11 protein-coding genes are annotated in these 14,649 nt (G+C 60.3%); 3 read left to right on the plus strand and 8 right to left on the minus strand.

Annotation, left to right across the window (positions count from 1 at the left end; all coding sequences use genetic code 11):
* Positions 1 to 11: 11 nt before the first annotated feature.
* Positions 12 to 1,844 (plus strand): ABC transporter ATP-binding protein, encoded by a 1,833-nt coding sequence (locus IM816_RS07075; RefSeq protein WP_305884077.1) that lies wholly within the window; start codon positions 12 to 14, stop codon positions 1,842 to 1,844.
* Positions 1,845 to 2,711: 867 nt separating this feature from the next.
* Here the strand turns inward: IM816_RS07075 and IM816_RS07080 are convergent.
* The 8 genes from IM816_RS07080 to IM816_RS07110 form a co-directional block, all read right to left on the minus strand.
* On the minus strand, positions 2,712 to 3,137 hold the full coding sequence (locus IM816_RS07080; protein ID WP_250340337.1) for a hypothetical protein: 426 nt from the start codon (positions 3,135 to 3,137) through the stop codon (positions 2,712 to 2,714).
* A gap of 18 nt (positions 3,138 to 3,155) precedes the next feature.
* On the minus strand, positions 3,156 to 3,497 hold the full coding sequence (locus tag IM816_RS18850) for a DUF4279 domain-containing protein (protein WP_425602619.1): 342 nt from the start codon (positions 3,495 to 3,497) through the stop codon (positions 3,156 to 3,158).
* Between the two features lie 204 nt (positions 3,498 to 3,701).
* A complete protein-coding gene (locus tag IM816_RS07085) occupies positions 3,702 to 4,031 on the minus strand; it encodes a hypothetical protein (RefSeq protein WP_250340338.1) in 330 nt (109 codons plus the stop codon).
* Between the two features lie 692 nt (positions 4,032 to 4,723).
* A complete protein-coding gene (locus IM816_RS07090) occupies positions 4,724 to 5,119 on the minus strand; it encodes a DUF4279 domain-containing protein (protein WP_250340339.1) in 396 nt (131 codons plus the stop codon).
* 255 nt (positions 5,120 to 5,374) lie between these two features.
* A complete protein-coding gene (locus tag IM816_RS07095) occupies positions 5,375 to 5,986 on the minus strand; it encodes a hypothetical protein (protein WP_250340340.1) in 612 nt (203 codons plus the stop codon).
* On the minus strand, positions 5,983 to 6,318 hold the full coding sequence (locus IM816_RS07100; protein WP_250340341.1) for an RHS repeat-associated core domain-containing protein: 336 nt from the start codon (positions 6,316 to 6,318) through the stop codon (positions 5,983 to 5,985). Before IM816_RS07100 ends, IM816_RS07095 begins: the two co-directional genes overlap by 4 nt.
* Before the next feature lie 107 nt (positions 6,319 to 6,425).
* The gene (locus IM816_RS07105) at positions 6,426 to 6,848 is read right to left on the minus strand and encodes a DUF4279 domain-containing protein (RefSeq protein ID WP_250340342.1); all 423 of its coding nucleotides are present in this window, start codon (positions 6,846 to 6,848) and stop codon (positions 6,426 to 6,428) included.
* 11 nt (positions 6,849 to 6,859) lie between these two features.
* Positions 6,860 to 11,245 carry an RHS repeat-associated core domain-containing protein gene (locus IM816_RS07110; RefSeq protein ID WP_250340343.1) on the minus strand — a complete coding sequence of 1,462 codons (4,386 nt, stop codon included), beginning with the start codon at positions 11,243 to 11,245 and terminating at the stop codon, positions 6,860 to 6,862.
* A 787-nt stretch (positions 11,246 to 12,032) separates the two neighbouring features.
* On the opposite strand from IM816_RS07110, the gene IM816_RS07115 reads away from it, so the two are divergent.
* Positions 12,033 to 12,932: a DMT family transporter gene (locus IM816_RS07115; protein WP_072322165.1), complete on the plus strand. Its 900-nt coding sequence runs from the start codon at positions 12,033 to 12,035 to the stop codon at positions 12,930 to 12,932.
* Positions 12,933 to 12,999: 67 nt separating this feature from the next.
* On the plus strand, positions 13,000 to 14,628 hold the full coding sequence (locus IM816_RS07120; protein WP_250340344.1) for a serine hydrolase: 1,629 nt from the start codon (positions 13,000 to 13,002) through the stop codon (positions 14,626 to 14,628).
* Positions 14,629 to 14,649: the final 21 nt, after the last annotated feature.

The following is a 14,649-nucleotide window of genomic DNA, read 5'->3' on the forward strand; positions in this document are numbered from 1 at the left end:
ACAATGCCGCCATGATCTTCCGCTGGTTCGAATCCCTCATCGACATCTTCCGCGAGGCGCCTGACCGTGCGCCGCCGAAGGGCGTCGTGCGCTTCTACGCGTACTACCTCGGCCAGGTATGGAAGATCTTCGCCGCGGCCCTGCTGGTGGGCCTTGCGGTAGCGCTGGTCGAAGTCGCGTTGTTCGACTTCCTCGGGCGCGCAGTGGATATGGCGCAGAAGACGCCAGCCGCCATCTTCTTCCAGACCCATTGGCAGACGCTGACCTGGATGGCCTTCGTGGTCGTGGTGCTGCGGCCGTTGTTCATCGGCTTGCACGACCTGCTGGTGAACCAGACGCTCAACCCCGGCATGACCAACATGGTGCGCTGGCAGCATCATCGCTACGTGCTGAAGCAGAGCCTGTCGTTCTTCCAGAACGATTTTGCCGGCCGCATCGCCAATCGCATCATGCAGACGGCGCCCTCGCTGCGCCAATCCGCCGTGCAGGTAGTGGATGCCCTGTGGTACGTGACCGTGTATGCAGGCACGTCCGTCTATCTGTTCGCCAAGGCCGATTTTCGCCTGGCCGTGCCGCTGCTGCTGTGGATCGCCGGTTACGTCGGCATGCTGGTGTACTTCGTGCCGCGGGTGAAAGAGCGTTCGTGGAAGGCGTCCGAAGCACGCTCCAAGCTCATGGGGCGCATCGTCGACGGCTACAGCAACGTGATGACGTTGAAGCTCTTCGCGCATACGCACCGCGAGGAAGCCTATGCCCAGGAAGCCATGCGCGAGCAGACCGACAAGCTCCGTTCGTCGAGCCGCATGGTCACCGGCATGGATGTGTCGATCACCACGCTCAACGGCCTCCTTATCGCAGGCACGAGTGCGCTCGCCCTGTGGCTATGGACACGCGGCAACGTCTCCACCGGGCAAGTGGCACTCGCGGTGGGCCTGGTGATTCGCATCAACAACATGTCCGGTTGGATCATGTGGGTGGTGAACGGCATCTTCGAAGACGTGGGCACGGTGCAGGACGGCATCACCACGCTGGCGCAGGAGCGTACGGTGGTCGATCGCGACGACGCGGTGCCGCTACACGTGACCCGCGGCGAGATCCGCTTCGACGACATCCATTTCCACTACGGCAAGGCCGGCGGCGTCATCGCTGGGCTAGACCTCATCGTACGGCCTGGCGAAAAGATCGGGCTCGTCGGCCCGTCCGGCGCCGGCAAGTCCACGCTGGTCAACGTCCTGCTGCGGCTGTACGACCTGGAAGAAGGCCACATCTTCATCGATGGCCAGGACATCGCGCGGGTCACGCAGGAATCGCTGCGCTCGAACATCGGTGTGGTCACCCAGGACACGTCGCTGCTGCATCGGTCGATTCGCGACAACCTTCTCTACGGCCGCCCCGATGCCACGGAAGAGCAGTTGCTGGCAGCCGTGCGCCAGGCGCGCGCCGATGAATTCATTCCGGGCCTGTCCGACGGGGAAGGGCGCACCGGGTTCGACGCCCATGCGGGCGAGCGCGGCGTCAAGCTGTCCGGCGGCCAGCGCCAACGCATCGCCATCGCGCGTGTGCTGTTGAAAGACGCGCCGATCCTCGTACTCGACGAGGCCACCTCAGCCCTCGATTCCGAAGCCGAGGCAGCCATCCAGGAAAGCCTGGAAACACTCATGCAAGGCAAGACGGTGATCGCCATCGCCCACCGCCTGTCCACCATCGCAAAGATGGATCGCCTGGTGGTGATGGAGCACGGCGCCATCGTGGAAACCGGTACGCATTCCGAGCTGATCGCCCGCGGTGGCCTGTACGCACGCTTGTGGGCGCATCAGACCGGTGGGTTTGTTGGCGTGGAGTGAGTCGGTCCAAGCTTGTCATGTTGTGGGAGCCGCCGTGGCGGTGATTACCCAACGAAGCAAACGGTGGGAGCCACCCTGGTGGCGAAAAGCCAACGAAGCGGTGTAGCTGCAAGGCAAGTTCCCATCGCCAGCAGGCTGGCTCCCACCTGCAAGCTCCCGTCGCCGCCATGGCGGCTCCCACAGGCGGGCCATCGCGTTAGGCCATGGCATCGGGCTGGACGGGGAAACGTCGACGGGCGACGTGCCTGCAAACAAGTCCCGTGACGAGCATGGATGGCACATTGAACCATCCTGCGAAAGCGAGCGCGCAGTCAGATTCATGCGTGCTTACCGAGAAATCAGAACTAGATACATGTCGGCGTTTTGTTCCTACGTCGGATCGCTATCCCGGCGCCAAGGCAAAACGCAACGGATGAAATCGCGCCAAAGACTGCACCGGGTAGAATTCCGCTGATCGCCGAGTTCCACGCAATCTGCTTGGCAAATGACTGATCTTTCATCTGCGGCCAGTAGTTCATCTCAAAGTTGAAGGCAGCCATAACGACGGCTCCGACAAGCACGCCAGCAAGGCAAAGTCGGATCGCGGTTAGCTGTCCCTTGGATCGCAGCCAAAGAGCAAGAGGCAGCCCGACGATCGTCGATGCAGCCAGGGAGATGGGCAATGCGACCAAAACGACTAGCAACGGTGGGACCATGATCCTGTCGGGTGACGATTCAAGGAGGGTCGCCAAGAGGGTAGGCGACACAGCGCCTGCGATCACGCCTATAAACAAGGGGCGAGCGTGCTGTGCGTGCTCCATCACTTCGTCTCCGTCATTGGCTTGTCGGTGGTAGTTGGCGCTGGATCGGTTATGGCCCATGCCATGCCTAGCCAGCCAAGAAATTTCTGACTCGTCGGCTCAGGAAGAAATAAGCGCTCAGGGCTGCGAGCTGTGCAGTCGCAAAGAAGAGATCAAGGAAGTGATGGCGACTTGCGTAGCTGACGCCGTTTATCCCTTCGATCGCATAAGCAGCGATGTAGAACCCCGCGAAGCCGGATAGATAGGCTAGCCGACCGAGGCGCCGAGCTCGAAGCAACAAGATTCCCGCGCTGAAAAAAAGGCCAACCGCCGCAACGAGTACGAGTCCGCTCCCGTTAACCCACCAGTCCCTAAGTTCGATCTTGCTGTGACCGACAACGGCGCCGCCTGGGATGATCGTCGCAGCTACCAGCAGCACCGACATCAGCGAGAGCAACGTCAGAACCTTTAGAGGTCCAGGCATCCGCACAAAGTTGGCGGTGATGTCGTTCATGTCCAATCCCTTGCCGCCTCAATGCCGATAGATCATCGAACCCTGGTCCAAATCGTTTCGCTGATGCGCGGCCGTACGTCGGTTGATGGATACAAGCATGCTGTTGCGATGCTCGTTTGATGACAACTTGCCTAGGATCTCATCAATCTGTCCACACAGGTCTTCTGGCTCTCGATCGCTGGCCGTTAGCCTCCACATGCCAGTTCTGGCGATGCTCACTCGCCCGGTTGAGTTGCCGAGTTCATCGCCCATGTGCTGAGAATGCGTAGGGCCGCTCCCAAGCATTGAGCTGATCTTGTCGGGCACGAGTAAGTCGCCAGCGATACGCAAGGTGGCTCTAGAGCGTTCAAAATACGGCATGTTTCACCTGCCTATCGTCAGAGTCCATGGTTCTCCTGGGTGAGCCACCGTTAACGTCGTCGACGAAAGGTCACCACATCTAAGTCAGCCACGTCTCGCCGGAAGTTGATGATCTGGATAGTTCGAACTGCGCTACGCGCAGAGTCTGGCTGTCTACGAAAAGCTGGGCGATCCAGCTGTCCCTGGCTGACGAGCTAATCAAGCTCAGGCGAGCTTTGGCCAGACCACGCCGATGACACTCACCAAGATGAGACATGCGATCCAAATTGCCCCTATGAATCTCCACATGGATCTTCGAAGCGCCAGCCCTTCGTTGGTCAGCAAGCGGTCGATGAATAAAGCATTCAGAGGATTCCCCATGGTCAGTCGCTCGTATTCAGTGCTTCCCTTGGGGGCGTATTTGACACCACCAACAAGGAATCGAACCACGAAGAAAGACAGGCAAAGCAGTGTGGCCGCAATCGTCCCGAAAAGTAGGTAGCTGGTCAACGTTTCTATCCCGAAAGCGGTTTCGTTAATCGTATTACCTTTCATCGATTCATTGATGCTGCGCCGAACCCGCACCCGCCGACGCTGCCCGGTCGGGGAGCGGTCGCTTCACCAGGTAACGGAAATGCTTCCCTCTTTGCTTCGTCGAGCCTCCTGATTTCCTCTTTGGCCTCCAGGGTGCTTTCCGAAAGGATCTTCTCGGGTGCACTGGTACGAAGACACACTCGCATCGAAGGAAGATGTTAACTAGGCGGGTTATAGACTGGTGATGCCTTCTTCGCTTCCAAAAAGCTTTTCGTGCCATGGGGCCTCAGGCCGCTGGAAATAGCCAAGGTCCTCAGGAGCGATATGGTCTCGAATTGGGAGAAGTGGATAGCTGTAGCGTGTGAGGAGAGCAATGAGGTCAAATGCCCCGGTCCGCGTCAGGTATGGACTGCTGAGGTCAATGCGAAGATTGCCGGCCTATATTCCGTTTACTTTTGCGATTCCTTCGATGGATTCAAGCCACGCATAAAAATACTTCTCGTCGTAATACGACAAGTAGCGCTGTTCCTTGAAGACGATGAAGCTATCGTTGGGCATCAATGTAGATTCACTTTGAGTCATCGATATGTTTTCCTGGACGAGCGTTGATATTGCCATTGACCTGCGCACGAAAAATGTAGCCAGCACATGGTAAGTTCGATGTTATTGGGAGCGATCTAGTGGCGCTGAGTCGATGCTGTAGATCGGTACTACTAGTCCGCGGAGAGCAAATGATCAATGTCGATAACTGCGCCGATTGTTCCCGCAAAAAGTGACATCGAAGGCGGAATCATGATGGACGGGATTCGCCCATCCATGCCTTGAATTGCTATCGTAAGCACGGCAGATCCTTCGGCGGCAAAGTGGCGAAATATGTCGGTGCGTGGCAAGAGTTTATGTTCGAGCTCCTGCCAGCATGCTTCCAAAGATCCTTGGGGACTCTTCATCGACTCGATCGACCAGAGGTTCGATCTCGGAAGAACGCGAACTGGGTCGCGTTCGCCCTTAAGCAATGCGGTCGATGGCTCTATACCTGTAGCCGCCGAAATCTCGCGCGGGGGTGTCGTGGTATTTCCGAGAGAGAGCGAGATATACATATAGTCAGGCATCACTTTCACCCATCAGAGTTCGGTCAAGTTATTACGGCCGCTATCGTCTAGAGTGCCCACACTTATGCCGTTTCCTTTTCGCTTACACCACACAGTGATCCGGTCAATGCAGGGCCGGCATGGGGATATCGGGGAGATAAGTTCCGATCGACGTCGGCGACCGTGCCACTAATGCAAAGCCGTCCCCATCAAAAATTGGAACTATGGCTCGGCTAGGCGACCGTGCGCTGCATCGGGTGATACTTGGTTACAGCTTCACTTGGTAGGGCTCAGTGGGGGCCCAATACCAAACGCCTGACGGTTCCTTTCGACCACTTCCTCCAACAAAGCAACCGCCGCATCTGGATCTTCCCTCAGGCGCCCAAGAAGAATTCGGCCTAGCTCTTCGTCGCGCTTTCCCAGGCGAGCCAACATCTCGTTGAACATCGCTTCGAGCATTTCTTTAGCCAGAGTAAATTGCTTGGCAAGGACCCATCCTGAAGCAAGCACGAGGTGGGCGTGCGGATTCAGCATGGCCTCTGAGCCCTCTAAGTAGTGCAAGAAGCTATGCAAACTCATCGGCGATCCGGGCCGCAGTACCTCGGCAAACTCTGGCCGAGCCAACACTCGCTCAACAACTTGCTCGTCAGCAAGTTCATCCTTGGCAATAAACCCATCATTCTCCAAGCGACTGCTGTAGAGAAGATTCTCACCAAACGCATCGAAAAGTGGAAAACGAAATCGCCACAAATATATGCCTTGAGGCCGGTACTCCAGGAGAAAACCTTGCAAGACAAGGTCGCAATCCTTGCGAAAAAAGTAGCCCCCCGAATGCGCTAAGCCATCGACACGTTGACATAGGAGACGAGCAATCGAACGCTTATTCATCTATCTAATGACCTACCGGGTAAATGGGTGCGATGACGTCCCTGCTGGGAGATTAGCACCGTAGGCATTCGCCTGAGATCTGCTGATGTAGCTCCAGCCGGTTTTGAGGTCGTAGACGGCGGCGAGCCCGGCTTGAAGAGATTCAAGTCGGTAAGCCCGGACGCGTCGAACGACGTCAACGGGTTGCCACTGGCGTAAATGTATGTGCTGATGCCACCGGTCAAGCCTAGCGGATCGCTCTGAACATAGCGTCCGCTTACGGCCTCGTAATCGCGATTGACGTTGTAGCTTAGCCCGCTCTCCGCGTCAAAATACTGCCCAGGTAACCACACCCTTGACGCACCCCTGCGCCGACACCGGTGGCTGGCCTTAACACGGCGCGGTGTTGTACTGAGCGGTTCGCAGCGTGCAGCGAAACCGCAACTTAGTTCGCTCCCCCCTAGGGATGTGCCTTACTGGGGGTGTCCGCCGTGTAAACGTCTAGCGAGAGATCCAACCCGAGGTTCGACAACGCCGCTAACAAATTGCTTGGTAGGGCGTCGCCGCTGTCCTTGTCGAGGAACCACCCAACAAAAAGCTCGGTCTTCGCACCGCTTTGCCTCAGCTTGCCCAACGCAGAAGCGAGGTGATTCAACTGACGCACGCAAGATGACAATGCATCTGCTAACCCGATGCGCTGCCTATCCATAAGTCGAAACGTCACGTAGGTGTTCTCCCACACGCCATCAAGCACACGACCACTAGGCGCTGTTCTGATTTCGCCCTTGGTCCATTGTCTCGCTGGTGTGAGGCTAAGCGAAGCCACGATGTCAGCAGCAGTGAGGTCTTGGCTGAAGATTCTCAGGCTGACAGAAATTGTCATGAATAAATCACTCACTGCGTGTAGTCCCCGTAGTTTCCGTGATTCACAGCGTTTCCCTCATGGTCACCCGTGATGACATCACCATTGGGCGCAATTCCCGTCCAATCTTGGGGGCCAGCGCCAACGCCGTGTTTGATGTCATGAACATCGTCCTTGCTGAGACCGGTCTGGTCAATCGGTTTTGTCCCCCCTGGGCAGTTCTTCGGTTTCGAACCGGGTTTCGGGGTTGAATGATGCGACATCCAGTCTGCGTAATCGGAGAGGCCAGCGGGGACATTTGTGGGAACGCAATAGGGTCCAATGCAAGCCCAGACCGGAGTTGCTGGACCCCAGTTAGGGAGAGACGAGGCAGCTGGCGTTCCATCGTAAGGCAGTGGCGGGGCCACGACTGGGCGAGGCACGGGGATTACTACCTGAGTACCAAGAGGATCAGCGTACGCCAGCGGCGACCCGGTCACGTAAGAGTAGGTGGCTGCTCCTGCTCTCAAGCCGATGGGATCGCTCTGGATATAGCGTCCCGTTGCCGCTTCGTAGTCGCGGTTGACGTTGTAATTCAACCCGCTCTCGGCATCGAAGTACTGGCCGGGGAAGCGCAGGTTCAGCACGAACCCGCTCGCCGACGTCGGCAACACCTCGCCGAACGGATGTCCCTGGAATGCCCATGTCCAAATGATCGCGCCTTTGCTGTCACTCACTGCCCTGGGAGATCCGAGCGCATCGGCGTGTACGTACCCCACCGTCAACGTGCTCCCGCTGCCATCGACGATGGCGACGGGCAGGTCTTCCAGCCAGACATAGTCTCTTGCCGTAGCGCCATACTCGCCCAGCAAGCGGCTATTTTCGTCGTAGATGAATCGCGTGGTCGCCGCGGCTGGCGTCGTCACCGTCTTCGACAGACGCTCGCCCAGCGCGTTATAGACGTAGGTGCCCACAACCGATCCGTTTCTCTGGACCGAGCTCATGCGGTTGCGATCGTTGTAGGTATAACCGAGTGTCTCGCCTGCAGCCGTGCTGCCCGTGGTGTTTCCGTTGGCGTCATGCGTGCGGGTAGCCGTTCCGATACTGGTGAGCCAGTGAGTGCCAGCCTGGTAGCCATATACACCTGTAGCCAACCCGGGTGCGGTCTTGCTTAGCCGGTCGCCCGTCTGGTTATACGTATACGTCTCGATCGCCGTGTTGTTCGCGTCGTTTACGGAGGTCAGGCGGTAGAGCGGATCGTAACCGTACGATTCCGTGGCAGGCGATGCTCCCGGGGGCGACCCCAGCGAGACGAGGTTCCCCATGACATCGCGGGCGAAATGCAGGTTGAGTACCGGGCTGGTAACGTCGGTTACCGCGAAGTTCGCGTCGTAAGTCCGCTTGATGTTCTGTCCGTTGCCCAACGTGTAGCTTGTTATCGGTCCAAACGGTAAGTACGTGACGTTTCCGACCACGGATTGGGAGAAGCCGGGCGAGCTGAAAGTGATCGACGCAACACGCCCACGGTTGTCTCGGTAGTAGGTGAGTTTGCTGCCATTGGGATAGGTGAGCGTATCCAGGCGATCGGCGCGAGTGTAGGTATACACGGTCGTATCTGTTTGCGAGCCGAGTGCCTGGGATTTCTGGGTCAGGTTGCCCCGTTTGTCGTAGCAATAGGTGGTTGTGACGGCCGATTCCACGATCCGAGTCAGTCGCCCGACCGGAGAGGAGCCGGGGCATCCGGTTACGCTGTCCGGTTCATCGTAATGCCAGGACACATTGGCTTCGGCGTGCGGATACGTAGCCGAGATGCGCCGGTCGAGCGCGTCATACGTGTAGCTGACCGCGACGCCGCGCGCATCGGTAGCGGTCGTCACATTGCCGGCATCGTCGAACGTTGCCGCCGATTGGCCGGTATCCGGGCTGACGTGATCGACAACGTCGCCGAAGGCGTTGCGTGTGTAAGTCGTCGCTAAACCTTCGGGATCGCTCACGCCCACCAGGCGATCGAGCGGGTCGTATTGCACGATGGTTTCGGTATGGTGCGTGGCCGCAGACTTGCCACCGGCGTCGCCTATCGTCGCAATGAGCCGATTGAGACCGTCATAGGACGTCTTTGTCTGCACGCCCAGGCCGTCCACGGACTCCAGCAGATTGCCGTTACCGTCATAGGCCGAAGGCGCACTCGAGTCCGCGACAACACGATTCAATCCGTCGAGCATGCCGGTCAGTCGTCCAAGGGCGCTATACGTTCTTGTGACACCTTTGATCACCGTTCCCGAGGAATTGATGACCTGTTCCTGCACGCGGTTACCGGCTGCGTCCAGGACATAGTGAATGCGATTGCCGGCCGGGTCCTTGATGTCCGTGAGTCGGCGCGCACTGTCATAAGCAAAGTTCGTCACGATGCCGGTGGGATCGGTGATGCTCTCTACATTGCCGTACGAGGTATAGGAGATCGTGGTGACGGCATCGCTCGAAGAACTCGATCCATCCGCATTGGCTCGCACCGTCTTTGTCTGAAGCCAACCCCGCGCCATGTATGTGAAGTCGGTGATGACGCCATTGGCATCGATGACTCGTGTGGGGCGACCCGCCCCGTCGTACCTGGCGATCGTCGTAACGTGGCCCATGGCATCCGTTATCGACTTCAAGTCGCCATGGTGCCACTGCGTGCTGTCGTCCATGTAGTACTGGTAGGTGGTCGTCTGTACCGTGTCCTTTCGCGGTCCGGTACGGGTCAGCAGCAGCCCGGCCACGGGGCATTGCGTCGCGTCGACCACCGTGCAATAGGTGTACGTCCAGCGCCTGACGCCGGATGGGACCGCCCCGGAGGGCGAGCAGGTGTAGTTGGCGGCGGTAGTCACGGCCAAATCGGCCTCGCATTGCGCGAGCAGCAGGCCGGTCGGTCCGTAGACGCGGCTTGTGGCCGTGATCGCGGTGCCGCTTCCGTCGAGCACGCGTGTTATCAGTGGAAGGCGAAGATTCGTGTCCCACGTGGTTTCGATGCGCCGCTCTTCCGGCTTGCCGACGGCCTCCCGCTTTGCTTCAAGCAACCCCAGCGCATCGTAGGTCGTCTGCGTCGTGACGCCATTGAAGTCGACCATGCTGGCGGGGAAGCCGCGCGTATCATAAGTGCGCGACTGCCATAGCTGACCGCAATCCGGCGCGCAAGGGCCACTGAGCGAGCTGACTCGCATCAATCCATCAATGGACACGGGCGTCAGCCGCACGGTGTTGCCCAGCGGGTAGGTGATGGCCGACGACCCATCGGCCTGATAGGCAATCTTTGTGGTGCCGACGTTCCCATTGAAGGACGACGATGTGGCTCGACCGAGATCATCGTAGGTAATGCTCTCGTAGCGCACGCCGTTCTCGTTGGTGATCCCTGTCAGCGCATTGGGCAGGGGCGTTGCCCCGATAAATTCGCTCTCGTTATAGAGATATCTACGTACCTCGTCATTGGCATATACGACCTGGCTCAGGTTGGATGACGAAGAACCGTAGTTGTAGGCAAGGCGCTTGCCGTCCGGCAAGCTGACAAGCTTGAGCCGCGACGAGCTGTCATAGCTGAAGACGAGCTGGCGACCTTTCGAATCCGTGACCGTGGAAAGCAGCCCGATGGCCGGAGAAGCGGTGGTCGTATAGCTAAGGGTAATCCCTTGCCCATCCTGGCCGATCACCGAAATCAGACGGCCCGTCAGGTCGTAGGTTTCGGTCTGGCGCGTGCCGCCAACGAACAGGCTGTAGCCGATGGTTTGGCCTTGTTGATCCTGTTTGTCCGTGAGAACGTCCGTGGGCATGTCCGTGGTCCACGGACTTGCGCTGTCGCTTCGCGTATAGGTGGCCTGCTTCCCGTCGGGACGCAGAACAACGATGGAGGTGGCGGGAGCGCCCGTTATGCTCAGGGACCGATCGAAAACGTGCCGCCAGCGAAAGCCCATGGTTGCGGGCGCGGTCGCACCATTGCTGTTGTAGAAGCGCCTGAAGGTGAGCCAGGGGCCGCCGTCGAAGTCGTCTTCTTGGAGGTGGAAGTTGCCCGTCGATGCATCGATGGGATCGCCGACCACGCTTGCGCCCATGGCTTCCGCGCAAGACGAGCCATTGGCGTTGCCGCTTGCCGTGCCGCCGCTGCCGGTGCCGGACCTCGCGGAACCTAGTCCGCCGTCGCATCGCGCGCCGCTACCCAGGTTCTTGGTCGCCTGACCGCCATAGCGCGTGATGTCGACCGTGCCGCTGCTGCATCCGGATTGGGTGGAACTCCATGTGCCCTGCAACCGCGTGCCGTCCCGTGTTTCGGACAATGTGAGCGAGATCGACGTCTTGCACCCCGTCGCGCTTCCGCCTTGGCCGATGAGCGTGTCGTCGGCGGTGGTCAGAAGGCTTCCGGAGACGTTGCCCGTCAGCGACCACAGGTACCATCCGTTTGCGTTGTCCAACGGCGTCGTGAGGCGGGTGCCCGTGACATGACCCGTGGCGTCCTGCGTGAGCTTGAATTCCTCAGCCCAGTCGGCGGCCGTCGAGTCCCCCGATGCGTGCAGGTTGCCATGCCACGTGCCGGTGACGTCGACAGCCGGTTCGGCCGATGCATCGCTGGTGGTGACTTGCGTTGGGGCAGCCGATCTTACGGCGCGTGTCTGAACGGGTGAGCGCGAGGCTTCCTGGCTCTTCGCGACGGGCGTCGCCGCCATCGACCCGATGAAGATCACAAGAATCACGAGTTGTGAGGTGAAGCCCACAAGACCCTTTGCGCGGGCGAGCCGATGTGCCCCCCCGTCCTTGAGTTACCCGAATGCACATCGTTCGTTCCTGATCGGCTTTGTATGGCGCGCGGGAGGCCATGCGCGCAGCGGGAGAGGATAGGTGCTCAAGAATTTGCCATCTGTAGGCGAACGCCTACATGGGCGGCGTAGCAGTGCACATTTCCGGCAAGCTCCTGCCGGGCGTGATCGGAGGCACGAAATCCGCTCGCCGACGAATTTCTGACTCATGGCAGTGCGGCGGCGTTAGCTTCTCGCCACCAGGGTGGCTCCCACCGAAGCGGTGTAGCAGCGAGGCAACTTCCCATCGCCAGCAGGCTGGCTCCCACCTGCAAGCTCCCGTCGCCGCCATGGCGGCTCCCACAGGCGCCAGTTGTGAATCCCGCGAAAGGCTGCATTGCAGAAGATGCGCTTGTGCGTGGCGCCGGGGCGGCGACAATGGGCGTTCTCGCTGAGTGAGGTTCGCATGTCTGCCGCCGATACCCCTGTGCAAATGATCGCTCCCCCGGTGGAGCGCGACTGGCGTACGCCGGTCGAATTGGTGTCGCTGGGCGCGATCTGGGGCGGATCGTTCCTCTTCATGCGTGTGGCGGCGAAGGATTTCGGCCCGTTCCCGATGGTTGCGACGCGGCTACTGTTCGGCTCGGTGATCCTGTTGCCGCTGCTGTGGCGGGCCCGCGCGAGCATCCGCCTCTCGCATCTGTGGAAGATGCTAGCGCTGGGCGCCTTGAGCGCGGCGATACCTTTCACGCTGTTTGCCTGGGGTGCGGAGCGTGCGCCGGCAGGCATCGGCGCCATCGCCAACAGCATGACGGTACTGTTCGCCGCGCTGGTGGCCTTCATTGGGTTCGGCGAGAAGATCGGCACGCGCAAGGCCATCGCGCTGGTCGCGGGCTTTGTCGGCGTGGTGGTGCTCGCCAGTGGTCGTACCGCGGGCGACAACGTGGCGCCTGCCGCGCTCGCGGGTGCCGCGGCGTCGTTCTGTTATGGGCTGGCCGCCAACCTCATCAAGCGATACCTCGCGGACATCGCACCGACCGCTGTCGCGGCGGGCTGCCTGCTCGGTGCCACGCTGCTGATGGCGCCGCTGGGCTGGCTTACCTGGCCGACGGCGCCGATCCCCGGGAAGTCGTGGCTCGCGGTACTGGCCCTTGGCGTGGTCTGTACCGGGCTCGCGTATGCCTTCTATTTCCGTCTGATCCAGCGCATCGGCGCGCCGCGCGCAGCGACCTCCACCTACCTCGTGCCCCTGTTCGGCGTGGGCTGGGCGTGGATGTTCCTCGGCGAGGCCTTGACCCCGACCATGGCCGTGGCGGGCGCGATCATTCTGGGCAGCGTGATCTTCAGCCAGAAAAGCAAGGGCTGATCGGTCCCTTTCCCGCGGGGGCGTGGCGTGGAATAGTCACGGCTCTTCTTTGCCGTCGGGGTCCTTCATGTCGCGTCTTCGCCACCTTCTCGCCTTTGGCGTCGCCAGCTTCGCCTTTGCACTTGCCGCGCAGGCCCAGGACGCGCCTGCCGCATCGCCGGCTGCATCCGTCGATGCAAAGCCGGCCGCGCTGGCCGACTTCGATGCCTATGTCGATGCCGTGCGCAAGCAGTTCGACGTGCCCGGCATCGCCGTGGCGATCGTGAAGGACGGTCGGATCGTGATGGAATTCGGCTCGGGCGTGCGCAAGCTCGGCGAGCCGGCGAAGGTGGACGCGCATACGCAGTTCGCCATCGCCTCCAACACCAAGGCCTTCACCGCTGCCTCGCTGGCGATCCTCGCCGACGAGAAGAAGCTCGACATGAACGACCGCGTGATCGATCGCTTGCCGTGGTTCCAGATGTCCGACCCGTACGTGACCCGCGAGATGCGCGTGCGCGACCTGCTCGCGCATCGCAGCGGCCTCAGCCTCGGTGCGGGCGATCTGCTTTACTGGCCTGCTACGACGTACACCACCCAGGAAGTGGTGCAGCGCTTGCGCTATGTGCCGCTGACCAACAGCTTCCGCGCCGAGTACGCGTACGACAACATCCTGTTCGCCGTGGCCGGGCTCGTGATCGAGCAGGTCTCCGGCAAGCCGTGGGCCGACTTCGTGCGCGAGCGCATCTTCACGCCGCTGGGCATGACCGAATCGCAGACGCATGCGCCGACCAGCATCGGTGCGAACGACGACATCGCTACCGGCCACGCCAAGTTCGACTTCAAGGATTTGAAGCCGGTGGCGCCGATGTCGTGGAACAACAACCAGGCGGCGGGCGGCATCTATTCGAGCGTGCACGACCTGTCGAAGTGGATGACGATGCAGCTCGACGGCGGGCGCTATACCGATAGCGCCGGTAAGCAGCAACAGTTGTTCAGTGAGAAGCGTCAGGCGGAGATGTGGTCGCTCATCACGCCGATTCACATCAACGAACCCAGCGTGCCGGAATTGAAGGCCGCCAAGCCGAACTTCTCCGGCTACGGCGAAGGCTGGTTCGTGTCCGATTATCGCGGGCACAAGCTCGTCTGGCACACCGGCGGCTGGCCGGGCATGGTCTCGCGCGTCACGCTGGTACCGGACCTCAAGCTGGGCGTGGTGGTGCTGACCAATCAGGAGTCGGGTGCCGCATTCCAGGCGGTGACGATGCGTGCCCTGGACGCCTTCATGGAAGCGCCGAAGACCGACTGGATTGCCGCCTACGCGGCCAGCGTCAAGAAGGCGGAATCGGGTGCGGACGACAGCATGAAGCAGCACGAGGCAGCGCGCATGAAGGGTGCGAAGCCGTCGCTGCCGCTCGACGGTTACGCCGGCACGTATCGCGATCCTTGGTACGGCGACGTCAAGGTGACGAAGGAGGGCGGCAAGCTGGTGATGCGCTTCACGAAGACCGCGCAGCTCACCGGCACGTTGGAACCATGGCAGCACGACACCTTCATCGCACACTGGAACGATCGCTCGCTCAACGGCGACGCCTTCGTCAACTTCGCGCTCGATCCGGATGGCAAGGTGCGCGAAGTGCGCATGGAGCCGGTGTCGCCGCTGACCGACTTCAGCTTCGACTTCCAGGATCTGCGCCTGACGCCGGTCAAGGATTGACGGCGGCGGCGCTTGCGGCGA

Origin of the sequence: Luteibacter flocculans, from assembly GCF_023612255.1 — a bacterium.
Lineage (GTDB): Bacteria > Pseudomonadota > Gammaproteobacteria > Xanthomonadales > Rhodanobacteraceae > Luteibacter > Luteibacter flocculans.

Excerpts from the sequence above, each read along its gene's own strand:
- IM816_RS07075 (WP_305884077.1), top strand. The coding sequence starts at position 12 with ATGATCTTCCGCTGGTTCGAATCCCTCATCGACATCTTCCGCGAGGCG.
- IM816_RS07080 (WP_250340337.1), bottom strand. The coding sequence starts at position 3,137 with ATGAACGACATCACCGCCAACTTTGTGCGGATGCCTGGACCTCTAAAG.
- IM816_RS18850 (WP_425602619.1), bottom strand. The coding sequence starts at position 3,497 with ATGCCGTATTTTGAACGCTCTAGAGCCACCTTGCGTATCGCTGGCGAC.
- IM816_RS07085 (WP_250340338.1), bottom strand. The coding sequence starts at position 4,031 with ATGAAAGGTAATACGATTAACGAAACCGCTTTCGGGATAGAAACGTTG.
- IM816_RS07090 (WP_250340339.1), bottom strand. The coding sequence starts at position 5,119 with ATGCCTGACTATATGTATATCTCGCTCTCTCTCGGAAATACCACGACA.
- IM816_RS07095 (WP_250340340.1), bottom strand. The coding sequence starts at position 5,986 with ATGAATAAGCGTTCGATTGCTCGTCTCCTATGTCAACGTGTCGATGGC.
- IM816_RS07105 (WP_250340342.1), bottom strand. The coding sequence starts at position 6,848 with ATGACAATTTCTGTCAGCCTGAGAATCTTCAGCCAAGACCTCACTGCT.
- IM816_RS07115 (WP_072322165.1), top strand. The coding sequence starts at position 12,033 with ATGTCTGCCGCCGATACCCCTGTGCAAATGATCGCTCCCCCGGTGGAG.
- IM816_RS07120 (WP_250340344.1), top strand. The coding sequence starts at position 13,000 with ATGTCGCGTCTTCGCCACCTTCTCGCCTTTGGCGTCGCCAGCTTCGCC.